Here is a 24,804-nt window from a genome sequence, read left to right on the forward strand (position 1 = left end):
CTTGCCTACAGCACCACCTACACCGCCACGGTGAGCGGGGCAACGAACTCGACCGGCCAGACCATGGCGAGTCCCTACTCCTGGAGCTTCACCACAGCCACGGCACCACCTGCTCCCAACGTCTCATCCACGAATCCCGCTCCAGGAGCAACCGGCGTCGCGGCCACTTCAACGGTCAACGCGACCTTCAGCCAGGACGTCACGGCATCGTCGATTCAGTTCGTCGTGAAGGATCCGTCCGGCGCCAGTGTCGCCGGATCTGTCACATACTCGAGCACGACGACGACGGCGACCTTCACACCGTCCTCGGCCCTCGCCTACAACACGCAGTACACGGCAACGGTCAGCGGAGCCACCAATTCGACGGGGCAGACTATGTCGCCCTACAGCTGGAGCTTCACAACAGCACCCGGGTACACCTGCCCCTGCTCCGTCTTCCCCCTCAGCTCCAGCCCAGCGACCGCAAGCGCCAACGACTCCAGCAGCGTGGAGCTGGGGATGAAGTTCCAAACCGATACGGCGGGCCAGATCACTGGCGTCCGCTTCTACAAGGGCTCGCTCAACACAGGCACCCATATCGGCAACCTCTGGTCGGCCAGCGGCACGAAGCTCGCGAGCGTGACCTTCGCCAATGAGAGCGCAACGGGCTGGCAGCAGGCCTACTTCTCCACGCCCGTGTCCGTCACTGCGAACACCACCTACGTGATCTCGTACTACGCCCCCAACGGCGGCTATGCCTACACGGGCACCGGATTCTCGAGCCAGCAAGGCGCGTCGCCGATCTTCGGCCTCGCCAGCGGATCGTCGGGCGGCAACGGGGTCTTCGCCTACGGGTCCAGCTCGTCGTTCCCAACAGGGACGTACAACGCGACCAACTACTGGGTTGACGCCATCTTCAATCCAGGCTCGCCCTCGGCACCTTCGGTCCTGAGCGTCTCACCTGGGCAGGGCGCTTCGTCGGTCCTCACCTCCGCGTCGATGTCCGCGACGTTCGATCAATCGATCGACACCTCCTCCGCGACGTTCTCCGTTGCTCCCAGCGGTGGGTCCAGTGTCGGCGGGACGACGAGCACGGCGGCGACGGCGGGCACGTACACGTTCGCGCCAAGCTCACCGCTCGCCGCGAATACGACGTACACGGCGACGGTTTCGGGTGTCAAGAGCGCAACGGGGCAGGCCATGTCCGCGGCTTACAGCTGGAGCTTCACGACCGGCGGGACGACCTACAGCTGCCCTTGCAGCGTCTTCAGCGCGTCGTCGGTTCCGTCGACCGCCAACGCGAATGACTCGAACGCCGTCGAGCTGGGCATGCAGTTCACGTCCGATGTGTCCGGTTCTGTCACGGCCATCAAGTTCTACAAGGGCTCTCAGAACACCGGGACCCATGTGGGGCACCTGTGGACCGCCAGCGGGACGCTGTTGACTACGGTGACGTTCAGCGGTGAAACATCGAGCGGATGGCAAACCGCCACCCTTTCGAGCCCGGTGGCAATCGCGGCCAACACGACCTACGTGGTCTCTTACTACGCACCGAACGGCAACTACTCGGCCAACGGTGGCTACTTCAACGCCTCCGCTGATGCGCCGCCCTTGCACGGACTGCAGAGTACCGCGAGCCACCTCAACGGCGTATTCAAGTACGGATCGTCTGGGTTCCCGACGAGCAGCTACAACGCCACCAACTACTGGGTCGACGTGGTCTTCAGCACACCGTGAATCCAATGGCTCGCCCATGGAGGCGCCGGGGACTCACAGCCCTGGCCGCCCTGACGCTCACGCTCCTGGCCGGTTGCACCGGCCAGGAGCCCGGGGCGGCACCATCGTCATCGCCTCCTCGGCAGGACAATGTGGCACCGCCTCTTCTGGGGTCCGACCCCTCTCCCTCCTCGGTCCAGATCGCGCCGCCGAGTGACGTAGGTCCGCTCACGACTGATGAGCTGAAAGTCGATATCAGCTCTAAGGAGCAGGTCATCTCGGGGCTTGGCATCAATGCCGACGTGCACAGCTGGAAGAACGGCCAGCTCAAGCCGGCGATCGACAGGTACACGGCACTTGGACCCGTGACGTGGCGCGTGATCATCGAGAAGGCCGATTGGGAGCCGACTCAGGTGGGCTCGCCGGATGTGATCGACGAGGAATACTACCGACGAATCTACGAGACGCCCAAGATGCAGGACCTCTGGAACACCATCGCCTACATCGAGGCTTCACCCAACCAGACGGTCTCGCTCAGTGTCATGGGCGGTGTGGCGCCATGGATGGGGGGAACGCAGATCCTGCCCGAGAAAGAGGACTACTGGGTGCGGATGATCGCTTCCCTGCTCGACTATGCCAGGAACCAGAAGGGCCTGCGACTCAGTCTCGTCAGCCCCCTCAACGAGCCGGACTGGGACGGAATCGAAGGCGCCAAAGTCAAGCCGTCCCAGATGACAGAACTGCTCTCCAAGCTCAGCAGGAAACTCGATTCGATGGGTATGGGTGACGTCCGGTTCGTCGTGCCGGACGCCGCTAGCGTGCAGAATATCCACGCCTCCTATCTCCCAGCCCTGCTCGCGGACCCAACCGTCGCGGCGAAGATCGCTCGAATCGGGATCCACACCTATTCGGGAGACGCGGGGGCAGTGCCCGACGATGTCGCGAAGAGCTCAAAGGGGGGAACCCCCGTATGGGCCACCGAGTTCAACGCCACGTGCGACACCTGTGACAGCGATCCCAATGCGGGAGGTGCGTGGGACCAGGCCTTCGCAATGGCAAAGGACCTCTTGAACCTCATCGCCCAAGGAGTGAACGGCGGACAGCTCTACGACGGCTGGGACGGCTACTACGAACACCACGGTACTTTCGACTACTCGGGCGCCCTCAGGTATGACCAGTCGTCGGGGTCCTACACCCCGCGGTCGTCCTTTGCGGTTCTGGGCCTGTTCCTCCAATCGCTGCCTCCGGGCACTGTGCATCTAGATTCGGATGGCGCCCACGCCGTCCGAACCGAAGCATTCCTCGATCCGGCCACCGGAAAGGTGACCATTCTTGGAATCAACCCCACGGCATCACGGCAGAGCTTTCAGCTGAGGATCCGGGGGAACTTCAACTCCCTCCGTCTTCAGCAGCTGACCTCCACGGCAAACCCATCCACAAGTCCTCAGTGGACCATGCAAACGGGTGGCCCCCTCGCTGTATCCGTCGCCCCAGATTCCGTCTTCTCGGTGGTAGCCTCATGAGCTTCATATTGCCCAGCGCTCGTCTCACGGTCCTGTACAGCTTTCCCCATGTCCTCGACAGACCGGGGATTGCGGTCACCGCACTCCATCAAGTCCTCGAGCTCGCCAAGCGGGGAATCGCGGTGGAGCTGTTCTGCGCCTCATTGGGTGCCGCCGAGCTTCCGAGCTCGGTGCGCGTCCACACGACCTTGAGCGCTGCTGGCTTCCGGGTACCGCACAGAGCCCTCGGCGTTCAGAACGCATACAGCCTGCATGATGCGAGAGTTGCCCTGTGGCTCAGGCGCCACTCCAGCAGCGTCGATCTCGTTCATGCGTGGCCGCGCGGATGCATCAGGACGCTTAACGCCGCACGCCAGGCCGGCATCCCTGCATTGCGGGAATCACCGAATCCGCACACCGCCTCCGTGATGCGCGATTCTGCCCTCGCAGCGCGGGAGGCGCATGTGGAGCTGCCCCATGACCATTCCCACGCACCATCGAGCTCCGTGCTCAGCAGGGAGCAGGCCGAATATGATGCAGCCGACTTTGTCCTGGTCCCCTCCGACTACGCACTCAGTGAATTCCTGAGGCAAGGATTCCCGTCCGGCAAGTTGCTACGCCATCGCTATGGGTGTGATTTGGATCATTTCCCTGCGAGGATCGCGGGGAGGCCTCCGGGCACGCCGTTCAGGATGTGTTTCGTAGGCCGGGGCGATCCCACAAAGGGCCTGCATGTAGCGCTCGAGGCGTGGCATGCCGCAAACCTCTCTGACGCGAGGTTCATGATTGCCGGAAAGCTGGAGGAGTCCTATGCCGAATCGCTTCGGGATCGGCTCGCGGATCCGCGGATCGCCGTGCGTGGCTTCGTTGACGATGTCGGAGCACTGCTCTCCGGCTCTGATGTCCTCCTGCTGCCGAGTTCGACGGAGGGGAGCGCCCTCGTTGTGTACGAGGCGCAGGCAACAGGCTGCGTTCCCCTCGTGAGTGCGGCAAGCGGGGCATTCGGCGAAGCCGGAAGGCACTTCCTCGTCCACTCAGTGGGCGACGTGGAGAGACTTGCTTCACAGATGAGGACGCTTGCGCAACATCCAGACCTACTCGAGCGTCTGTCCGGCAACTGCGTAGCCGATCGGGACCTCTTCTCGTGGTCGGCCGCGGGGACGGCGCTCATGGACTGCTATGAGAAAGCCCTGGCCGGTGCGCCGAGAAAAGCGGGTGTGAGCGAGGGGATGGCCGGATGACTACCAAAGAGCTGCTGAAGACTCGACGCCCGACGCCGTCCACATGGCGTTGGTGGCCCTTGCTCCCCATCGTGACGCTCGCCGCCGTCCTACGCTTCTACGCTTTGGCGAGCCAGCCCCTTCTGGATAGACGAGGTGGCTTCTCTGCACAACGCCGAAGTCCTCGCACGCTCGGGATTGCCAGGCATGGCAGCCGAGGATCATGTGGCGCCCCTCTCGGCGATCATTGACGCGCTCTCGATCGGAATCGGCGGTCCGAGCGAGTTCTGGCTCCGAGTGCCCGCTGCCGTGGCCAGCACGCTCGCAGCGGCGATGGCCTACGCCGTGACTAGACGGATCCTGCACGACCAGACGATAGCGTTCGGAGCCGGGATCTTCACCGCAGTTGCACCTTTTGCGGTCTGGTACGGCCAAGAAGCTCGCATGTACTCGCTCCTTCTGCTCCTCGCGCTCATGTATGTGTGGGCCTGCTGGCCTTTGACTCAAGGAAGGGCGACGAAGCGGGAGTGGGTCCTCATGACCATCGGGGCGGCACTTGGGTTGTGGACCCACCACTACATGGGGCTCCTCATCATCGCCTTTGGCCTCTTCCTTATTACCCAAACAGGCCTCCGCAGCAGGCGCCTGTGGATGTGGGCGGGGACCCAGGCGATCGCAGCGCTCACCTTCGTCCCATGGCTACTGCTCACGCAGGGCCAGGGCAACGGCACTGGCTTTGAGAAGTCAGGGCAACTTCTCTGGTTGCCGTATACGTTCTTCTCGTATCTCGCCGGCCTGAGCCTCGGACCATCGGTGAGGGACTTGCGGCTCACGGATGCGGGACATGCCCTCCTGCAACAAGCCCCCGCCGTCGGCCTGACCGTCGTGGCCATGGCCGTCATTGCCATCGCGGGGCTTCCCGTCCTATGGAAGCGGAGCAAGGCTGTCACCGCATGGATTCTCTGCTGGGGAGCAGTCCCCCCGGCGCTGGCCGTCGCCGCAACCTACGTCGCCGACGTCAGCTACAACGCTCGCTACGCCATCACCGCTCTTCCAGCCTTGTCCGTTCTTGTCGGGGCTGCGCTCTCCCGCCTCGCCACGAGCTGGTTGGCAAGGACAGCGGCCGTCCTCGCTGCGGGCGTCGTTGCGTGGTCGTTAACCAATTGGTACACCGACCCTCGTTACGCAAAGGACGACTTGCGGTCGGCCGCAGTGGCTCTCGCGCAGCAGATGCGGCCCGGCGACGTGCTGATTCTGGACAACTCGCATGCCTCAGCTTCGTTGGAGTACTACGGCTGGCGATGCTCGCCCTCCGACATTGTCATCAGTTCGCCAAGCGGAGCGCAGGCCGTCGCAGCATCGCTATCACCCAGAACCGGGTCTGGCACCACATGGCTACTCGTCTTCCGCCCGTGGGAGTCTGACCCCAACGGGGCTGTTGCCGCGGCGCTCCATACCGCTGGCAGGGGCCAGACCGTGGGTTCTTGGCCTGGGAGTAGCCTGACGCGTTACACAGGGACCGGACGGACCCCGTCCGGGGACGGCGTCAGCGTTGGCTGCGCCGCATGACTTTGTGCTCCAAGAACTGGCCTTGGCTCTATTTCCTTGGTCGCAGCGCGCTCATCAACGCAACAAACGAGCCCACGACCTCATCGAGCGAGAAGTCGGGGGACGCCCCGTTGGAGAAGGCCCTCTCCGTCCACTTCCCACGCTCTGACATGACCGTCCTGATTGCCTTGACCCACATTTCGGCTGGTGCATCGCGTTCAACGAGCAGTCCGGCTGACCGGATAGCTTCGGGGATGCCCCCGGCTCTGCTCGCCACGACGGGAATACCGAAGCGGTTCGCCTCCACGATCACTCGGCCGAACGCCTCGTCCACCACCGACGGAACCAGGAGAAGGCCTGCCTCGTGGAAGACGGCATCTAGACGGGGGACATTCCCTCGGAGCTCCACATTCGGCAATTGTGAGAGCTGATTCTGCAAGATGCCGCGCTCCCGGCCTGCGAGAGGCCACGACTCCTGAAAAAGGAAATTTGTATCCGGCATCAGACGCGCGACATTCAGCGCTGTCTCCAGCCCCTTCAGCTCCACAGGGTTGACGAACAGCACCGAATCACCGTGCGCGCCTGCCGCGCGAGATCCGTTGCCCGAGGCGATCGGCGGATAGCTCCACGCAACCTTCACGCCGAGCTGGTCCTCCGCTCTGTCTGCGACAAATCGCGAGTTGGCCACGACAGCCACGGACCCGGTTTGAAGGTGCGAGCGAAGCGAGGCGTGAACTCGAGAGTACGCATCGATTTCGTCTACCGAAGCCGTCGTGACCACCCGCAATACCACTCTGAGCCCGAGGTCGGCGTACCGCACGGCGAGTTGGGGAATGCGGGCACCCTGGAGGACTACTATGTGCGCGTCCCTACCCGGTAGGGGAGCTGGGCCAAGAAGCGACACGGTGGACCTGCGATGCACTGGATACCCCAGGGTGGCGTCATGCTCCGTCCGAGCGTAAGGGAATGGCAAGCGCCGGACGAACCGGGTGGCCAACCCGGTTGCGAATCGTGGACGACTGGACCGGAGGCAATGCACTTCTGCTTCCCAACCATGGTCCCCACAGGCTCGCGCTATCTCATGGATATCAGCGACCCCCCCTCCATAAACGTCAGGAATGAACGGTTCGTCGATAACGAAGGCAAGTCGGGATGCGTTCATCTGAGAATTTTCCTAACCAAAGTGGGTTCACGACTCACGTCCGAACCTCACGAAGAGCCGACCGAGGCGAAGCGGCTACCGTGGGCTCCATTGGCACATGCGCCAAGGCTCCTGCTATTCCCATCATCAAGAAGAGGAATGCGGCGGACATCGGAAAGGACAATGCGTCGAAGAAGGCGAAACATGAGCTGCCCGCAGCCACCGAGGCTGCCGCGGCCACACCAAGCTGGCGCATCATGGAATCCGTCGCCCGGGTCACCGCGCTCCGGGCGACGAAAATCGCCGCGACGATGAGAGCAAGGAACACCGCGGCGCCGATATACCCGATCTCGATGATCAGCCCGAGATATTGATTGTCCAGAATAGTGTATGCAGGTAGGAAGGTACCGAGGCCGCGACCGAATGCAGCGTTGTTCGAGGCGATCGTGAATGCGACATCATACGCGTTGGTCCTCGACAGGACGCTGCTATCGTCGCCCGCGCCGGTGAACATGCCGCGAATCGTTCCCGCAATCCCAGGCACCGCAAAGTAGATCACCGTGAAGAGGAGCACTCCAGCGATCCCTGCGAACAGCCTTACTCGGGGTGCCCAACTCGGAAGCAGAAAAACAATACCTACCACCAGAGCGATGATGGCGGAACGGGAAACGGACAGAAGAGCCGCGGTCGCAATGACGACCGGCGGCGCCCAGCGGGATAAGACACCACGAGTCCTGTCTTCCAAGGCGAACGTCAGTGACAGAGGAAGCGTCATGCAGATGACGACCGCGTATTCGAGGGGATGTCCCCCGGTTCCGGCGGCTCGCGTGAATTCACCCCGCGTATCAACACCGGCCTGCCCATCAGCAGTCATGCCGGGGATGACGATCCAGTTCACCAGGGATTGCTTGGTCGCGAACTGGAGGATGCCGATGGCCGCGATGATCGCCCCTGTCGTGACGACGCGCCGGAGCACCACCTTGATATCCCGTGCACTCCGAAGGCCGTCGTGCGCCACCAACAGGATTCCGCACCAACCTGCCGCCCGAAGAAGAGCATTGTCCGCAGGGCTCACCTCGGTGTCGGGAATGCCTCGGAACATTGCGAGCACGTAACTCGCGACGATGACGATGACCAGGAGATGCAACGCAAGGCGGACCGGCTGTACGCCCCGTGACGGCGGTTCCCGCTGGAGGAACTTGGCCATCAGCCACCAGAACATCATGAGAACACACCACAGGACCCCGGGTCTTCCAAGCGCCGACCCCAGGGATGGAAAACTGAGGTATGAGGGAACGAGACAGCACAGCACCAGATACACGCTCAGGACGCTCACAGCGTCGGACGACTCTTGATTCGCCGGTTCAAGCTCAGGCTGGCTCCCGCTGATCGTCATCCCGGACCCGACCCCCTTGACAGCGCATCCTGCCCGTTCAGGCCGCTCAGTCTGCGCTTGGAGGCGAAGGGAACGAGCAACAAGAGCACCGCCAGCGCGGCAGCGAAGCCCCGAACCACCATGATGAGGCTGGGCCCTTCTGGGACGACCTCAATCGACTGCGGGATCGTGGTGACGGTGACCATCGCGTCCCGCGGAGTCGAGACCTGGATCTGAAGGTCGCGCGCGGCCGAGGAAATCGCCCCGAGGACGATCAGCATTGACGCGCGAACCCTTCCGGGGTCGGTGTCAACGACCTCCACCGAGAGCCGAGGTTCGCTGTAGCTCTTGGTCCACTGGCCCCCCATGTTCGGCAGAATGACTGAGACGCCGCGGCGGAAGCCTGCACCGGAGAGCGTGCCGCCGGACATCGCGGCCACGGTCTCGCCCTCCTGATCGCGTTCCGCGACCTTCAGCCGCACGAGCTCCGCGAAGTTGACCAGGGCATCGGTTCCTCTCACGAAGGTGGTAGAGACCGGAGCAAGTCCTGGATACAGAAAGACGACCTCGGTCTTGGCCCAGTACACGCGATCAGGATTCTTGACGGCCACCACGAGAGCAGCCAGCACGAGCGCGGCGGCAACAAGGGGGGTCCAGTGGCGAGGGAACCGCCTCAGAGTCGTCATCGGCTCAGCTCCGAGAGGGACCCGGCACCGACCTCCGTTGCCAGCGGGCTGGCTTCTTCCTCATCCGGCGTCGTCGGCGCTCCCACGGGTCTCCGGTGCAAGCGGCTCTTCCGAGCGAGAGGGGCGCGAGAACCTCTTCGCGACGTCCACTTCGAGATCAGACCATCGAGGAGAGCAGTCAGGAGGAGGGTCAGTGCGACGCCGCCCACTGCCGACAGCGCAAGAAGCTGGACGCGCGATTTCGAATCGACCGTGGGCTCCTGCTGAGACGTGACAGGCATCGAGCCGATGCGGCCCTGCGGCGGCACTGACAATTGGTCCTGCATTCCGACCAGGATCTTGGGGACCTGGGCCATCACGGCGGAAAGCACGCCGCGGGCCGCGCTCTCGGTATCGCCCGTGACAGAGACTAGGAGGATGGAACTGCCGTTCGTCTGGTCTGCGGCGGCGGTGTAGGCCGTGTGCGGATAGGTGTCAGCGATTGGCTCCCTGACGGATGGGGCCGTGAGTCTCCTGGTGACCACATCCATAGCCTGACCGAGACCGGTCAGGAAGAGGTACGGGTTTCCACCGCCAACGGTTTCGGATGAGGGGAGCAGGACGACACTGCCCTGAATGCGATATTGCACTGGAGTGTGGACGCCGACCCAGTAACAGAGGCCAGCTACCGCCAGAAGACCGGCGAGCAGGCAATACCAGCGTCTGATAACCCGCTGGATCAAGACCTTCAAACTCATCTCGGACCTCCCCGCTTCGAAGATGCGGCGACGTCATAGACGCCAGCCCCGGATTCATCAGCGCCGAAGCAACCTGTGATGGATTCCCAAAACTTCCGGAGATCATCGCACATAGCCGCTTCTGAGTAGCGCAGAGAAATCGCGCGTGAGGCTTTCAGCCCCAACAACTGCAGTTCCTGCAGAGGCGTCTGGGTTGCACGGACCAGCGCCTCGACAAGTTCGCTGAGGCGCCCCGTGGGCGAACAGTACTCGGAATCAAAGAACTCGTCTCCCCCGCCTCCCGAATAGCCCACGACGTAGCAGCCGGCGGCCATGGCCTCAGCGGCCGGCAGCCCGAAGCCTTCCTGCTCGCTGAGGCTCATGAAGATGGCTACAGATCTGAGGACTCCTGATACGTCCGCCTCGGACATACCCTGAATGGGAATGAGCTCCCAATCAAAGCCGCGGGACCGCAGAATATGCAGAAGCTGTCCGAGTTCATGACCGCGACGTGTCGGAACGTAGGCGACCGCGCGCCGCCGTGGCCCCTCCCCTGGGAAAAAGACACGGGGGTCTATAGCATTGCGGACCACCATCACCGGCCGGGCTGGGAACGCGAGTTCAAGGAGATGTCTCGAATCCTGCGAAACCGTCATGATGCCTCTGAGGTTCGCAAGCGTCGAATAGGGATAACCGGGAGACGTCGCACGGAAGTCGATGTCGTCAAATGTATGGTAAGCACCCTGATTGAAGACGACCTTCGACACCTCGTCAGGCAGGGTGTCCAAGAAGGGGCCATAGACCTCCGGAACCACAAGGATGTCCTTGGCGGTGAAGTCGAGTGTACGGGTGGACTCCACCCTGGCCGCATGGCGGAACCACCCTAGATTCACGTTGTCACGCGCGTGCAGGACGGCGGCCTGCGCGCCCATCCGGTTGAGGAGCTCTACATGCCGGTAGATGATCCGAACGCCTCCGCTCGGGCGCGCTCCGTGAGGAGTCAGATAGTAGATCGTCGGCCTCTCCGGCACGCGTCTGCTGAGCTTGATCTTCGGAGGCATCCTCCACTTCATACTGGCCCTACCCATAAGAGCCTCCCTGCCTGTAGTGGCCCAATGCCGCAAGCCCCTCGAAACGCCATCCGTGGTCATGTCCGCCCCCTAGATCCCGTACCGGCGCCAACGGCGCCAACTGGTTCGTGCGCCAATCTCGAGACCGAGCCGGCCCCTCGCGGCAACGACCTTGGAGAGCAGGGAGGCTTCCTCTAGGCTCGCCTCGTAGACGCGGTATGCCCCCAAATCTTCAAAGTCCGGATATACGTCTTCCGCGAATTGAACAGCCGCCGCGGCTCCGGCAAGAGCCTCGGCCCGTCTGCCCTCTGCCGATGCTGCCCATTGGAACGCCTCTGTACAGACTCGCCGTCTCGCGAGGACTTCAAGTCGCCGGCGTTCACGGGGATCCAGCCGAGAAGCAGCCAAAAAAGACTCATATGCTCTGAATCGTTCTCGAAGGTCGGTCGCGATTCCCTTGAACGTGGTCTCCATCATGCTCGCCGAGTGGAGGCGCCTATACGCTTGGTCTGGGCCATTCACTCTGCCGACATCGGAGACATCTGCAATGCGCAGCCACATCTCGAGATCTCCTGAGTGCGGAAGAGAGTTCCGGTAGTAGCCCACCTGGTGATGGACTTCAGTCCTGACCACCGCTTCCGGACTGTAGATGTTGCTCAGGCCCCGCGAGAACTGTGCGCTGATCCACCGCCTTCCGGGCCACACGGACCAATTACGGACTCGGTCCGAGCCGGGAACCGGCGTGGACGAGAACGTCTGGGGGTGCCCGTACACGAGCCCTACGTTGGGGAACGCTTCCATGACCGCGGTCGCGCGGGAGAGCGCTCCGGGCGCAAGCTGGTCGTCGGCTGACAGCAGAACGACGTAATCGCTGTCGACCTCCGCGAGCCCCTCATTGTAGGTGGCAATATGTCCCTGGTTCGTAGCGTGGCGCCTGGCCTCAACCCCTGGGTACGTCGCTGCGAGATCTTGAGCGACGGTAAAACTGTCGTCGGACGACGCGTCGTCGATGATGCGCACAGAAGTCGTCACGTCGGCCTGACTCACAATGCTTCGCACGCACTCGGCGAGGAAACGTCCGTAGTTGTAGCACGGCACAACAACCGCGACGTGGGGCCGCCTATCGGCGGGCAGGGGGCGGGCGTGCACGATCATCGGGCCTCCCGTGAAAGGGCGGGATCAACACCTGACCGACTAGTCTGTGCCTCGGCGAGCGCGGCCAGCACCCGTCCCGCAACGCGCGTCCACGAGTAGCGGAGCGCAACACGCGCCGCTTCGGCTCCGGCAGCCCGCGCCCGTTCTGCGACAGCCAGATCCTTCATGGCCTGGGTGATGGACCCAACGTCGTGGGGGTCGACGAGCTGCCCTGCCTTGCCGATGAGGTCCTGCGGGCCACCCGCAGTTGTGGCGATGACGGGAAGCCCAGCCGAGCCGGCCTCGAGATACGCGATGCCAGCAGGGTCGAAGCGGCTCGGCAGGACGAAGCAGGTCGCTCGGGCATAGAGGTCGTCGAGAATGGCTTGGGCACGGCCATCCTCGCGGGGAAGGAAACCATGCCTCACGATGCCCGGTTCCTCGATCTCCGGGACTCTGCCGACGAGATGGAGAAGGGCGTGCGGAATGTGCTCCCGAACCTGGCGGAATGCCGCTACGACGGCAGCCCCATTCTTGCGCTCCCAGTCGACGCCTACGTACAGGTACTGCGGGCGGTTCCAGTCGCGCACATCCCGCTGGGTCGATCGGGGACGGTGCCCTATCCCCACAACACGGATCCGTTCACCGGGGACGCCGTAGTCCTCTTCAAAGGACCGTGCTGCCCATGCTGTGCTCACACAGCAGACATCGGCTGCGCGGCTCGACGCGGCCTGGCGATCGATCCAGAGCCGGACATGGCGCTCAGGGAAACTTGACTGCCGGATGTCAGAATCAGGATGTGCCCACATCTGCTGGAGCGTTCCATCGTCGAACGTCGCGGAGGCGGTCCCCTCCGGGACAATCCTCTTGAGCCGGTACATCTCGGAACCCATCGCAATGACTCCGTCCAGCGGTGCCTTTCGACGCATCTGGCTCCCGAGCACCGTAGTTCGGGCAATCTGCCGAATCGGCATGCGATCTGCCACCGCACCCCTTTGTCCTCCTGCGTAGGAGGCAAGCGCAACCGCTTGATGTACCCCAAAGGGAAGGCGGACCCCGATCGGCACGACTTCGACATCTTGTGCGGCAAGGCCGTCGGCCAGCCCGTGCGGAGTCCCTGACCAGACGGCCGGAGACAAGGGGTCGGGGGCTGGGTAGAGAAGGCCAATCCGCCTCCGGCGGTCTCCGGGCGGCTGACCCTCTTCCTGCGCGCTCATGCTCATCACTGCCTCCTCGGGCTTACGCTGCGCTGCTTCATTGGAGCCCAGGCTCCGAACTTCACGGGTACAAGCTGGGCGAAAAGGCTCCGATTCAAGCCCAAATACACTGCGCCGCCCACGAGTCCGCCTGCCATCAGACGGGCCAGATCCGCGGTAAGGGGCGCAGCAACTGCGAGGGCCAAGAGAACGGCTGCCATGGTCGTCGCAGCCGGCCGCCCGACTGCCGCCAACAAGGTGACGGTGCGGATTGCCACGACCTGACGCAATGACCGTAGGTAGATCGGGAGCGTGACGAGGCAGATCACGGAAATGTGGGCTATTCCCAAGCCGATGAGCCCGGCCGCGGAAATGCCGATCCAGAGCGCAGGAACGAGGAAGACGACCGCGACTGCTTGGACCGCGAAAAGGGGCCCAGTTCGCCCCATCGAGGTGAGGATACCTCCGAAAAGGAGGCCTGCGACGAAGGCCACTCCATAGAAGGAAAGAACGGAGAGCACAGGACTTGCCGCCTGCCACTTGCTCCCGTAGATGACCATCACCAGCGGCGCGGCAAAGGCGCACGTGAAGCCCGCCATCGGAAAGGCAACCAAGGCCACCGAACGCAGAGCGTGGGCTAGAGCCGCCGCAAGGTCACCCTGATCCCTCCGAACGGTTGAAAAGGCGGGGAGTCCGACAGCGTTGAGCATCGTTCCGATGACACTTGCAGACCACATGCAGATATTGAAGGCGAGAGTGTAGACACCGACGTCTGTGGTGGACAACATTCGTCCGACGAAAACGTAATCGATATTCACCAAGGCTTGGCTGAGGATATTAGCACCGGCCACAGGGAGGCCATACCAGAGAAGCGGCTTCACATAGACGAACGAGAACCCCAGGCCGTAATTCCGCTCAACCTTCCACATCATGTACAAGCCGACGACGAGCTGGCCGACGACGCGGGACCATGCGAATGCAGTCGCGCCGTCGCCGACAAGGGCGAGTGCGATGAGGACGGCGTTCGACACCGCGAAGGAGACCAGCGTCCCCCAGAACAGCTGATCCTGCCGGAAGTCGCGCTGGAGCTGCGCACCCGGAACTGCGAACGGGCCGATGAGCGCGATAGTAATGGCGAGAATCCGGACCGGCCCCTCTGCGTCGGGGGATCCCAGGAAGGACGCGATGGGGCCTGCGAAGAGTGCCATTGCGGTAGCCAAAATCGCACTCGTCCCCACCGAAATGGTCACAACGGTCGGAGCGATACGCTCAACGGCGATGTCTGACCGCGCGATAACCGATGCAACGCCGAGTTCGGCGACGCCAGTCAGGATGGTCTGCACGGTGACGGCGAGCGCGAACACGCCGAAATCCTTCGGAGACACAATGCGGGCGATGACCGCCATGACGGCAATATTGCCCACACGCAACAGAATCGAGCTGGCCCCAGCCCACAGCGCTCCACGTCGGACACTGCCGCCGAGATGTGCTCCCGTCTCTGGGCCCCGTTCTCTGCCCCCGACCGTCATGGCGGGCGATATTGCGGCTGGAAGGCCCGAAAGGGTCCGAGCCGCGCGACGGCCGCGAACCTTCAGGCCGATTCTGGAGGAACCTTGATCACGGAATCTGCCTCGCTCCCGCCCAGCCGGCTTCCTCATCCCGCCACCGCCTCGGCCGCCGCTTCGGCGACCCGCTCGACCTGGCCGTCCGTGAGGTGCGGGAACATCGGCAGGGACAGGATCTGCTCCGCGGCGGCCTCGGCGACGGGGAAGTCGCCGGGGCCGTAGCCCAGGGAAGAGAAGGCCTCGGTCAGGTGCACCGGGGTCGGGTAGTGGATGCCGGTGGCAATCCCTGCCTCCGCGAGCGCCGCCTGCACCCGGGCGCGGCGCCCGTCGAGGACCCGCACCACGTACAGGTGCCACACGTCCTCGTTGCCGGGCAGGCTCCGCGGAACCCGAACCCCGGCGACCCCCTCGAGAAGCGAGGAGTACCGCTCGGCCGCCACCCGGCGTCGTGCGTTCCAGCCCTCGAGCCGGCGCAGCTTGGCGCGCAGCACCACGGCCTGGACGGCGTCGAGCCGCGAGTTGCAGCCCACCGCCTCGTGCACGTACTTCACCCGGCTCCCGTGCGCGGCGAGGAGCCGGACGCGGTCGGCGAGGAGTCCGTCATGGGTCGTCACCGCCCCCGCGTCCCCGGCGGCGCCGAGGTTCTTGCCCGGGTAGAAGCTCGTCGCCGCGATGTCGCCGAGGGATCCCGCGGGGCGGCCGAAGCGCCGCGCGCCCTGGGACTGCGCCGCGTCCTCGACCACGGCGGCGCCGCACGCCACCGCGATCGGGAGCAGCTCCTCGACGGGCGCCACCTGCCCGAACAGGTGGACCGGGACGATGGCCTGCGTTCTAGGACCCACCGCCCGGCCCACCGAATCTGCGTCGATCAGGAGGGTCTCCGGGTCGACGTCGACCAGCACCGGCCGCGCGCCGGCGCGCACCACGGCCTCCGCCGTGGCCACGAACGTGTTCGCCGGCAGGATGACCTCCCCGCCCGGGCCGACGCCGACGGCGCGCAGGGCCAGCTCGAGGGCATCGGTGCCGTTGGCGACGCCCACGCACTCCCGGGTGCCCGCAAACCGCGCGTACTCCTCCTCGAAGGCGGCCACGTGGGGGCCGCCGATGAAGGCGCCCGTCGCGAGGACCTCGAGCACCTCGGGCACCACGTCGGCCGCGATCTCCTGCTGCTGCGCGGCGAGGTCCACGAAGGGCACCGCGGGCGCGCCCGCCCTGGCTCCTGCTGTCATCGCTCCCCCTCCCGCGCCTGCTCGGCGGCCTCCTCTGGCGCCGGTGCCTGGCGCGGCGGCGGCGGCGGGATCTGCCGCGCGGGCACACCCACCCAGGTCTGCCCGTCCGGCACGTCGGCCACGACGGCCGCGCCCATCCCCACGGTCGCCTGCGCCCCGATCCGCACGTTCTGCCGGATGCTGCAGTTCATGCCCACGTACGCAGCGCGCGCGACCGTGACGGATCCGCCGAGCGTGGCGCCCGCCGCGAACGTCGCGAAGTCCTCGACGACGTCACCGTGGGTGAACGTCACCTGCGGCATGGCCACGACGTGGCTGCCGATCTGCACGGCCGCCGTCATCACGACGTTGGCGAGCAGGATGCTCCCCTGGCCCACGAGGCACCCCTCCGGCACGGTCACACTCGGATGGATGATGGTCGCGTACCGGTTCTGGGCCACGCCGAGGCCGCCGAGCCGCCGGACGATGTCCGCGCGCACGGTCCCGTTGCCGGCGCAGACCACGAGGTGCACCGAGGGATAGTCCCGCACGTCCTCGAGGCGGCCCAGGATGTGCGCCCCGTCCAGCACGGTCCCGATCAGGGCCGGGTCATCGTCGACGAGTCCGAGGATGTCGTACCTGCTGCCGTCGCGGACAGCCGCCATGACCTCGCGGGCGAGGCCGCCCGCCGCTGCGAGGAGGAGCTCTGTCATGTCCGCGCCACCGCCGCAGCAGCCCGTACGGCATCGGACACCCGCTCGACGCCCTCGGCTCCGAGCTCGTGGTACAGCGGCAGGATCAGGGTGTGCGCGGTCAGGTGCTCGGTCGCGGGCAGCGGGGCACGCAGGGGCGCCCCTGCGTAGGCCGGCTCGAGGTGCACGGCCATGATGCCCGGCCGGGCAGAGATCCCCTGCTCGGCGAGGGCGTCCAGGAGCTCGTCCCGCGTGAGCGGGAACGCCTCGCCGACCTCGGCCCACAGCGACTGGAAGTTCGACTCCCCCGCCTCGGGGTCCTCGACGAGCCGGAGCCCGGGGACGTCGGCGAGCGCCGCGCGGTAGAGCGCCGCGAGCTCGCGCCGCCGCCCCACCATGGCCTCGAGCCTGCCGAGCTGGACGAGCCCCACCGCTGCCTGCAGGTCGGTCATCCGGAAGTTGAAGCCCACCTCGGTGTAGGACTCTGCGGGTGCCCGGACGGAGCCGTGGCGGTCCGCCGCGGACAGGCTCGCGGCGTGCTGGCGCAGGTGCCGCGCGCGCTCGGCCCACTCCGGCCGGCCGGTGGTGAGCATGCCGCCTTCGCCCGTGGTGAGCAGCTTGCGGGGGTGGAAGGACCATGCGGCGGCGTCCGCGAACACGCCCACCGGCAGGCCCCGGTAGAGGGAGCCCGCAGCGCAGGCGGCGTCCTCGATGAGGGTGATGCCGCGGGCCGCGCACAGCCGGGCGATGGGGGCGACGTCGGCGGGCATTCCGCCCTGGTCGACGACGACGACGGCGGCCGTCCGGGGGCCCAGCACCGCCTCGACCGTCTCCGCGGTCACATTCCCAGTCAGGGGGTCGACGTCGGCGAACACCGGCTCGGCCCCCACGTAGCGGGCGGCGTTGGCGGTGGCGATGAAGGAGAACGAGGGCACGACCACCTCGTCCCGTTCTCCGAGGCCGGCGACGACGAGGGCGAGGTGCAGCGCGGTCGTGCAGCTCGAGGTGGCGACGCCGTGCGCTGCCCCCTGGGCCGCGGCGAACGCGGCCTCGAACTCGGCCACCCGGGGCCCCTGCGCGAGCCACCCGGAGGCGATCACCTCGGCGACGGCCGCTGCCTCCTCGGGGCCCACCCAGGGCTGCATGACGTTGATGCGCCCCGTCATGACGCCGCCAGGACTCGGGCGGCGGCGATCTCCTCGCGCAGGGGGCGCCACCAGGCGACGAGCCGGCGCAGGCCCTCTTCGAGCGGCACCTGCGCGCGGAATCCGAGGTCCCGCTCGGCTGCCGCGACGTCGGCGAGGCGGCGGGCGACGCCGTTGACCCTGCGGGCTGGCCCGAACTCGACCGAGAGGTCCGAGTCCATGGCCGCGAGCAGCGCGACCGCGAGCGCGAGCAGGCTCGTCTCGGTGCCGCTGGCCACGTTGTACACGCCCTCGCAGACCGAGGACTCGGCGGCGCTGAGGTTGGCCCTCGCCACGTCCTCCGTGTAGACGAAGTCCATGGTCTGCTCGCCGTTGCCGAACACGAGCGGCGGCCTGCCGTCGGCGATCCGCTCCATCCACCGCACGAGGACCTCGGTGTAGAGCCCGTGCACGTCCATCCGCGGCCCGTACACGTTGAAGTACCGCAGCGCCACGTAGTCGAGGCCGTACATGGCGCGGAAGCTCCTGGCCATGCCCTCGTTGAAGCTCTTGGCCGCGCCGTAGAACGTGTCGTTGTTGTGGTGGTGGTGGCGTTCGCCCGTGGGGTACTGCTCCGCGGCGCCGTAGACGGAGGCGCTCGAGGCGAGCACCACCTTGTCCACGCTGTGCTGGGCCGCGGCCTCGAGCACCGTGAAGGTGCCGTCCACGAGGACCTCGAGCGCGAGGCGGGGCTCCTCCGCGCACTGTGTGATGCGGATGGCCGCCTGGTGGAAGACGAGGTCCTTCTCGACCGTCAGGTCGTGGACTAGGTCGCGGTCCCGCAGGTCGCCCTCGACCAGCCGGACACGCCCCGCGGCGATGGCGTGGTCCAGGTTCGCCAGCCTGCCGCGGACCAGGTTGTCGAGGACGTCGATGTGCTCGACCCCTGCGTCCAGCAGCTGGTCCACGATCGTGGAGCCGATCGTGCCGGCTCCTCCGGTGACGAGCACGCGTGCCCCCGCGAGGACGGTCATGACCCCGACTCCTGGGCCGCGGCGCTCTCGACGAACGTGCTCCGGGACGTGTGGCCGGCGAGGTCGACGACGCTGGCCTCCCGGCTGCCCCCGGTGCCGGAGGCCCCGTCGAGCGCGGCGACGGAGGCCTGGGCGCCCTGGTGGGCGATGCTGCGGCTCGAGGCCTCGAGGAGGCCCAGCACACGGAGCGCGGACTCGCCGCTCGTCGCGGGCGAGCGCCCTGAGCGGATGGCGCCGGCGAACTCGGCGACCATGGCCCCGAGAGCCTCGCGTTCCGGCAGCGCCGGCGACCACGTGTCGCCGAGCCGGTAGGACACCGCGGCGTCCCGCCGCTCGAGGCCGCCCCGCGGGCTCTTGCGCGGGAGCTGGACCCCGCGGTCGTAGACGCTCAGCCGCTGCTGCGGATTGAGGTCGTCCCACACCAGGGTCCGCCGGGTGCCGCCGATCACCATCTGGCGGATTTTGGTGGGGCTGAGCCAGTTGACGTGGATGTGCGCCATGGCTCCGTCCGGCAGGTCGAAGGTGAGGTGGCCCACGCAGTCCCGCCCTGTGCCGAGCGGGTCCGCGCCGTGCGCCGAGACCGCCTCCGGAGCGAGCCCCTCGGGGAGCACGTAGTCCAGGATGGAGAGATCGTGGGGGGCGAGGTCCCAGAAGACGTTCACATCCGGCTGGATCAGGCCCAGATTGATGCGGACGGAGTCGATGTAGAGGAGGTCCCCGAGATCCCCGTCGAGGATGATCTCGCGGATCTTCTGGACCGCCGGGGTATAGCAGTACGTGTGGTCGGCCATGAGGACGAGCCCGTGGGCATCCGCCTCCCGCACCAGGTCCGCCCCCTTGTCCCAGGTGTCCGCAAGCGGCTTCTCGATGAGCACGTGCTTGCCCGCCGCGAGCGCGGTGAGTGCCACGCCGTGGTGGGTCCGAGCCGGGGTCGCGATGGCCACGGCGTCGACCTCGACCGTGTCGAGCGCCTCGTCCAGCGAGGGGAAAGCCGGTGCCCCGTAGGGGGCCCCGAGCACGGCGGCCTTAGCCACGTCGAGGTCGCAGACCGCGGCCAGCTCCCAGTCCGGGGAGCGGCCGAAGTTCCGGGCAAGGTTGGGCCCCCAGTAGCCGGCTCCGACCACGACGACTCTCAACGTGCTGCCGTGCCGGCCCTCGGCGAGCCCCCTCAGCCGGGCCAGCGGATGTGGAACATCTCCCATGGTCTCCCCTTGCTAGATGATGTGCGTAACGGAAAAGGGCGGTGTCTGGCCGCGGTGCTCAGTAGGCGCCGGTCGGCGAGACCACGGCGCGGAGCGTGCGCCACAGGATCATGAGGTCTCCCGTGAGGGACCAGTTCTCGACGTAGTACAGGTCGAGCCGCACCGCGTCGTCCCATTCGAGGTCGGAACGGCCGCTGATCTGCCACAGGCCGGTGATGCCGGGCTTGATGAGCATCCGCCGGTGGGTGTAGCGCTCGTAGCCGCCGACCTCGCGGGCCAGGGGTGGGCGCGGGCCCACGAGGCTCATCTCGCCCCGCAGGACGTTGAGGAACTGTGGGAGCTCGTCGAGCGAGTACCGGCGCATCCAGGCCCCGCACCGGGTGACCCGAGGGTCGTCCTTCATCTTGAACAGCACCCCGGCCCCCTCGTTGGCCTCGGCGAGGGCGGCCAGGCGCGCCTCCGCATCCGTGGCCATCGAGCGGAACTTGAACATGGTGAACGGCGTGCCGTCCTTGCCGATCCGCTCCTGCCGGAACAGCACCGGGCCTGGAGAATCGAGCCGCACGATCAGCGCCAGGACCGCGAGCACCGGCGCCAGGACGATCACCGCCGCCGTGGCGAGCACGAGGTCCGCGCAGCGCTTCACCACGTGCTTGGTGCCCGAGTACCGCGGGAGGTCGACCTCCATGAGGGGCAGCCCCGGCACGGGGCGGAAGTGGATGCGGGGCCCGGCGACGTTGGTCAGAGACGACGCGAGGACGAGCTCGGCGTCGTGCTCCTCGAGGTTCCAGCCGAGCTCGCGGACGTACTGGTTGCCCCCCGGCACGGGCCCGGCGACGATCACGGCGCCGGCCTTCTTCGTCGCGACCGTGCGCACCACGTCGTCCGTCGAGCTGAGCACGGGAAGACGCACGCCGTCGACGGTGAGTGACTGCCCGCGGCGGCCGCCGGGCAGGATCGCGCCGAGGACGTTGTACGGCGCGCCCTCGCCGGCAGAGATGCGCCGCACCACGTAGCGGACGTCCTCCGGCTCGCCCACGACCACGGCCGGGGTGAGGTACATCCCGCTCTGCCGCTGGCGGTGGAGCCAGCGGCGGCTCAGGGAGCGGGTCGCCAGCAGCCCGGCCGAGCCGGTGCCGAGGACCAGGGCCCACAGGCGCGCGGACAGCACGCCGTCAGTGAGGACGACCACGACCGCGACGAGGGCGAACAGCTGCATCGTCGCGCTGATGACGCGCCGGTACTCGTCCACGCCGATGCCGAGCACGGAGGTGTCCCGGCTGCCGGAGAGCCCGAGGGCGAACGGCCAGACGAGGATGAACGCCACGAGGGCGGCCGCCGGCCCGGGCGGCGGGTTCATGACGAGCAGGCCCAGGGCCCCGGCCGCGAGCGCCACGAGGGCGTCGGTGACGCGCAGGAACCGCGCATAGCGGTGGGCCCAGCCCTGCGCCCGTGCCGACCGGGCCATGCGCGCCTCTGCCGCGCTCAGGTCCCGGCGCAGCCGCAGGCCCAGTGCGGACGCCCCGATCCGTTCCGCCAGCCCGCGGGCGCGGGCCGGCTCGAATCCTGCTGATCCCTGCTGAGCTCCAACGGACATGACCCGCTCCTTGCCCCTGCCGCGGTGCCCGGCATTGCGGCACCGCCTCGAACGGAAAGCTTCTGCACACCAGTACACGCGCCGGCTTGAAGAGGGTCACGAGTAGTGAGTACGCGAGCTTCGAGGGGCTTCCGGGGGCGCACCCCTTGCCCGGTACGCAGCCGGTTCGGGGGGCACTACGCGGGCCGGCGCTGACCCTCCGCCGGGCCCGGCGAGGGCTACTTGTCCGGGGTGACGGGACGGACGACGGCGCGCGGCGGCAGAGGCTTTCGGCCCGCCACAGGCCTCCGGCCCGCCACGGGGGCGGGCCGGAGGCCTGGACGGAGAGGCGGTGTGGGAGGGTGCCGGTCAGTCTTCGACGGCGGCGCGCAGGTCCTCGCGGCTGCGGATGCCGAGCTTGGCGTAGCTGCGGTGCAGGTGGCCCTCGACGGTGCGGACCGACAGGTGCAGCCGGTCGGCGATCTGGCGGTCGCTGAGGCCCTCGACGGCGAGGTCCACGACGTCCTGCTCGCGTGGGCTCAGCCGCAGCGAGGCGAGGACGGCTTCCTCCGCCTCGCCCGCCTCTCCGGCCCCGGGCAGGCCTTCGCAGGCCCGCGCGGCGGCACCGGCGCGGCGCGCAGCGATCCTGTCCCCGGCGGCGTCGAAGCAGGCCGCCGCGCGCGCGTAGGCACCCCGCGCGCGCCGGTTGAGCCCGAGCGCGCGGAAGTGGTCGGCAGCCGCCAGGTAGGCGTCGCCGTGCTCCTCCGCCTCGGCGCGCGCCCAGGCGCCCCAGCCTTTGGCCCACGATCCTTCTGCGGCCGCCGCGACCTCCGCGGCCCGACCGGCCTCGTCCCTGCCCCCGAGCTCGAGGTAGAGCACCCACGCGATGAGCTCCCAGCCGGGCCGGCCCGCGGCGCGGTTGCGCTCGGCGATCTCGGCAAGTGCCGCCAGACCGGCGCCGGGCTCGAGGATCTCGGCCGCGCCCGCGCGGTGCATCGCGGCGAGCTCCCGCATCGCCGCGCTGCCCACCTCGGCGCAGCCCTCGGCCCGGGCGAGGTACTCGCGCGCGCCCTCCTCGTCCCCGGCCGCTGCGGCCGCCCACGCGGCGAAGGAGGCCGCGACGGCGAGGAGGCGGAGGGGGTCCATGAGCTCGAGGTTCTCGACGACGTCGCCGAGGATCGGCACGGCCTCCTCGCCGCGGTCGCTGTGCAGGAGCGCGAACGCCCGGGCGCAGTAGAGCCCTGGGCCGAAGGCGACGATGGGGCGGGAGCGGACACCGGTATAGCCCTCGGACACCTTCACGACGGACGCCCAGTCGCCGCCGAGGACGAGGGCAGAGAGGTACCGGACGAGGCCGTACTCCTCGAGGGGGAAGTGCTCGTCATCGATCTCGATCTGGGCCAGGACGGAGCCGGCCATGCGGGCCGAGGTGGCGTACTGGCCCTGGGCGAGCAGCACGGACCCCTCGAGCAGCGTCCACAGCGCCTGCTCGATCGGGGCCGGGGGCGTGGCGTGCACCGCGCGGCGCTCGTCGGCGACGGCCGCCTCGACCGCGGCGATGTCCCCGCGCTCATCGGCGGCGAGGGCCCGCAGGAGCCTGGCCCTGCGCATGACGACGCTGCGGGGACCGGGGCCGAAGACGATGTCGCCCGTGGGCGTGCCCCGCTCGATCGCCTCGGCCGCCCGCTCGAGCCGCGCGGCGTCGTCGTCCATCGCCGAGGTCTCGCCCCGGGCGGCCCGGGCCGCGAAGCCGATGAGGGTGCCGGCGAGGACGTCATCGAGGTCGTTCGGGTCCACGGGGCCGCGGGACAGGTCGGCCAGGGCCGCGGCCGGGTCGCCGAGGTTGAGGTGGGCGCGCGCCGGGATGGCCCGCATGAGCGAACGCTCGGCCTCCCCCTCGACGAGGGCCGCGGCCTTGAGGCCCAGATCGTTGCGGAAGCGCGAGACCGCGTGGGCTGCTCCCCGCGCGAGCTCGTGGAACGGCGGGATGGTGCCCGTTTCGAGGGCGAGCTCGAACAGCCTCAGCTCGTTCGAGGGCTGGCGCAGTTCGTCGCCGCCCACAGCGGTGGCCCGGCGCAGGAGGTGCAGCCGGCGGGTCGAGGTCGTCATGGCCCGGATGGCGTCCGCCACGAGGGGGTAGCGGAGCCGGACGCTCGCGTGGCCTGCGTCAGCCAGCCACCCGGCGTCGGTGAGCCTGTCGAACACGGCCCGCTCGATGAGCGTCCGGGCGGCCGCGCGGGGCAGCGGTTCGGTCAGGGCGATCAGCGTGAGGGCCTCCCGCTCGGCCGCGGCGAGGGACTCCATCGCGCTGCGCACGGGGGCGCCGAGCGCCTGCCCCCGGCTGGCGAAGTCCCCGGTGAGGAGCCAGATCCCGCGCCGCTGCACGAGCGTTCCGGCCGCGGTGGCCTCTTCCGTCAGCCGCACGAGGTGCAGCGGGTTGCCCGCGCTCAGGGCGTGCAGGACCGCGGCGGCGGTGATCGAGAGCCGGCCGCCGAGCCGTTTCCCGGCCGCCTCCCGGCTCTCCTCGAGGGACAGGGGGCCGAGATCGAACCGTTCCGCGAGCCCGTCCCGCCACAGGTCCAGGAGGTCCCCTGGGAGCCCCGCCGAGCTGGACGCCGTGGCGAGCACCCTGATCCACGACGAGGCGACGGCCTCGGCGAGGACACCGGCTGAGTCGTCGTCGAGGTGGTGGGCGTCGTCGAGCACGATCACGATCGGCCGCTCGGGTCCACCGCCGTCGTGGGGCTCGGCGCCGTGCAGCTCAGCCCAGAGGGCACGCAGGATGCCGACGCGGTCCTGGGCCTCCTCCGGGGTGAGATGTCGCAGGCACTGCAGCAGCGCTCCGTAGGGGATGTGCCGCAGGCTCTCTCCGGGCGTGATGGCCACGAACCGGACGTCGTCGCGGAGCTGGGCCGTCACCGTCTTGATGAGGTGGGTCTTGCCCGTCCCGGGCTCCCCCGAGACGATCACCGCGCCGGGGACCCCGCGGTGCAGCGCCTCGGCGGTGGCGGAGATGACCGCCTGCTGGGTCGGGGCCAGTCCGTCGGGGGCCATGGAGTAGTCGCGGTGGTCTCCCCGTGATCCCCGCGAGGCATTCATTGTCGTCTCCATCGTCCTCCG

The 24,804-nt window shown here is 67.5% G+C and carries 19 protein-coding genes; 4 read left to right on the forward strand and 15 right to left on the reverse strand.

Translation table 11 applies throughout. The features are described from left to right. The 4 genes from ACVWWH_RS13900 to ACVWWH_RS13915 all read left to right on the forward strand — a co-directional run. On the forward strand, positions 1–1,716 hold a 1,716-nt coding region (locus tag ACVWWH_RS13900), incomplete at its 5' end, for a DUF4082 domain-containing protein (RefSeq protein WP_457316962.1). Positions 1,717–1,847: 131 nt separating this feature from the next. After that, positions 1,848–3,218, forward strand: a complete 1,371-nt coding sequence (locus ACVWWH_RS13905) for a glycosyl hydrolase (RefSeq protein WP_457316963.1) — start codon at positions 1,848–1,850, stop codon at positions 3,216–3,218. A gap of 485 nt (positions 3,219–3,703) precedes the next feature. After that, positions 3,704–4,438, forward strand: coding sequence for a glycosyltransferase family 4 protein (locus ACVWWH_RS13910; RefSeq protein ID WP_457316964.1), 735 nt, complete (start codon positions 3,704–3,706; stop codon positions 4,436–4,438). A gap of 186 nt (positions 4,439–4,624) precedes the next feature. Beyond that, on the forward strand, positions 4,625–5,986 hold the full coding sequence (locus tag ACVWWH_RS13915; protein WP_457316965.1) for a glycosyltransferase family 39 protein: 1,362 nt from the start codon (positions 4,625–4,627) through the stop codon (positions 5,984–5,986). A 28-nt stretch (positions 5,987–6,014) separates the two neighbouring features. Here the strand turns inward: ACVWWH_RS13915 and ACVWWH_RS13920 are convergent, their stop codons facing one another. From ACVWWH_RS13920 to ACVWWH_RS13990, 15 genes are all read right to left on the reverse strand, one after another. Next, positions 6,015–7,127, reverse strand: a complete 1,113-nt coding sequence (locus ACVWWH_RS13920) for a glycosyltransferase (RefSeq protein WP_457316966.1) — start codon at positions 7,125–7,127, stop codon at positions 6,015–6,017. Between the two features lie 34 nt (positions 7,128–7,161). After that, positions 7,162–8,331 carry an O-antigen ligase family protein gene (locus ACVWWH_RS13925; RefSeq protein WP_457316967.1) on the reverse strand — a complete coding sequence of 390 codons (1,170 nt, stop codon included), beginning with the start codon at positions 8,329–8,331 and terminating at the stop codon, positions 7,162–7,164. A gap of 167 nt (positions 8,332–8,498) precedes the next feature. Continuing rightward, positions 8,499–9,167: a hypothetical protein gene (locus ACVWWH_RS13930; protein WP_457316968.1), complete on the reverse strand. Its 669-nt coding sequence runs from the start codon at positions 9,165–9,167 to the stop codon at positions 8,499–8,501. Beyond that, positions 9,164–9,904, reverse strand: coding sequence for a hypothetical protein (locus ACVWWH_RS13935; RefSeq protein WP_457316969.1), 741 nt, complete (start codon positions 9,902–9,904; stop codon positions 9,164–9,166). Before ACVWWH_RS13935 ends, ACVWWH_RS13930 begins: the two co-directional genes overlap by 4 nt. Beyond that, positions 9,901–10,944, reverse strand: coding sequence for a glycosyltransferase (locus ACVWWH_RS13940; RefSeq protein ID WP_457316970.1), 1,044 nt, complete (start codon positions 10,942–10,944; stop codon positions 9,901–9,903). Before ACVWWH_RS13940 ends, ACVWWH_RS13935 begins: the two co-directional genes overlap by 4 nt. 99 nt (positions 10,945–11,043) lie before the next feature. Next, positions 11,044–12,108: a glycosyltransferase family 2 protein gene (locus tag ACVWWH_RS13945; RefSeq protein ID WP_457316971.1), complete on the reverse strand. Its 1,065-nt coding sequence runs from the start codon at positions 12,106–12,108 to the stop codon at positions 11,044–11,046. Further along, the gene (locus tag ACVWWH_RS13950; protein WP_457316972.1) at positions 12,105–13,310 is read right to left on the reverse strand and encodes a glycosyltransferase family 4 protein; all 1,206 of its coding nucleotides are present in this window, start codon (positions 13,308–13,310) and stop codon (positions 12,105–12,107) included. Before ACVWWH_RS13950 ends, ACVWWH_RS13945 begins: the two co-directional genes overlap by 4 nt. Beyond that, positions 13,310–14,941 (reverse strand): oligosaccharide flippase family protein, encoded by a 1,632-nt coding sequence (locus tag ACVWWH_RS13955; RefSeq protein ID WP_457316973.1) that lies wholly within the window; start codon positions 14,939–14,941, stop codon positions 13,310–13,312. Before ACVWWH_RS13955 ends, ACVWWH_RS13950 begins: the two co-directional genes overlap by 1 nt. Further along, entirely contained in the window at positions 14,938–16,077 is a 1,140-nt protein-coding gene (locus ACVWWH_RS13960; protein WP_457316974.1) for a DegT/DnrJ/EryC1/StrS family aminotransferase, read from the reverse strand. The genes ACVWWH_RS13955 and ACVWWH_RS13960 overlap by 4 nt, the downstream gene beginning before the upstream one ends. Continuing rightward, positions 16,074–16,769, reverse strand: a complete 696-nt coding sequence (locus tag ACVWWH_RS13965) for a NeuD/PglB/VioB family sugar acetyltransferase (protein WP_457316975.1) — start codon at positions 16,767–16,769, stop codon at positions 16,074–16,076. The genes ACVWWH_RS13960 and ACVWWH_RS13965 overlap by 4 nt, the downstream gene beginning before the upstream one ends. Continuing rightward, positions 16,766–17,914 carry a DegT/DnrJ/EryC1/StrS family aminotransferase gene (locus ACVWWH_RS13970; RefSeq protein ID WP_457316976.1) on the reverse strand — a complete coding sequence of 383 codons (1,149 nt, stop codon included), beginning with the start codon at positions 17,912–17,914 and terminating at the stop codon, positions 16,766–16,768. Before ACVWWH_RS13970 ends, ACVWWH_RS13965 begins: the two co-directional genes overlap by 4 nt. After that, a complete protein-coding gene (locus ACVWWH_RS13975; protein WP_066496982.1) occupies positions 17,911–18,906 on the reverse strand; it encodes an NAD-dependent epimerase/dehydratase family protein in 996 nt (331 codons plus the stop codon). Before ACVWWH_RS13975 ends, ACVWWH_RS13970 begins: the two co-directional genes overlap by 4 nt. Next, positions 18,903–20,108 carry a Gfo/Idh/MocA family protein gene (locus tag ACVWWH_RS13980; protein ID WP_084249384.1) on the reverse strand — a complete coding sequence of 402 codons (1,206 nt, stop codon included), beginning with the start codon at positions 20,106–20,108 and terminating at the stop codon, positions 18,903–18,905. Before ACVWWH_RS13980 ends, ACVWWH_RS13975 begins: the two co-directional genes overlap by 4 nt. Before the next feature lie 58 nt (positions 20,109–20,166). Beyond that, positions 20,167–21,705, reverse strand: coding sequence for a sugar transferase (locus ACVWWH_RS13985; protein ID WP_457316977.1), 1,539 nt, complete (start codon positions 21,703–21,705; stop codon positions 20,167–20,169). Between the two features lie 348 nt (positions 21,706–22,053). Next, the gene (locus ACVWWH_RS13990) at positions 22,054–24,795 is read right to left on the reverse strand and encodes an AAA family ATPase (protein ID WP_457316978.1); all 2,742 of its coding nucleotides are present in this window, start codon (positions 24,793–24,795) and stop codon (positions 22,054–22,056) included. Between the last annotated feature and the right edge of the window lie 9 nt (positions 24,796–24,804).

It is taken from the genome of Sinomonas sp. RB5 (assembly GCF_054063535.1).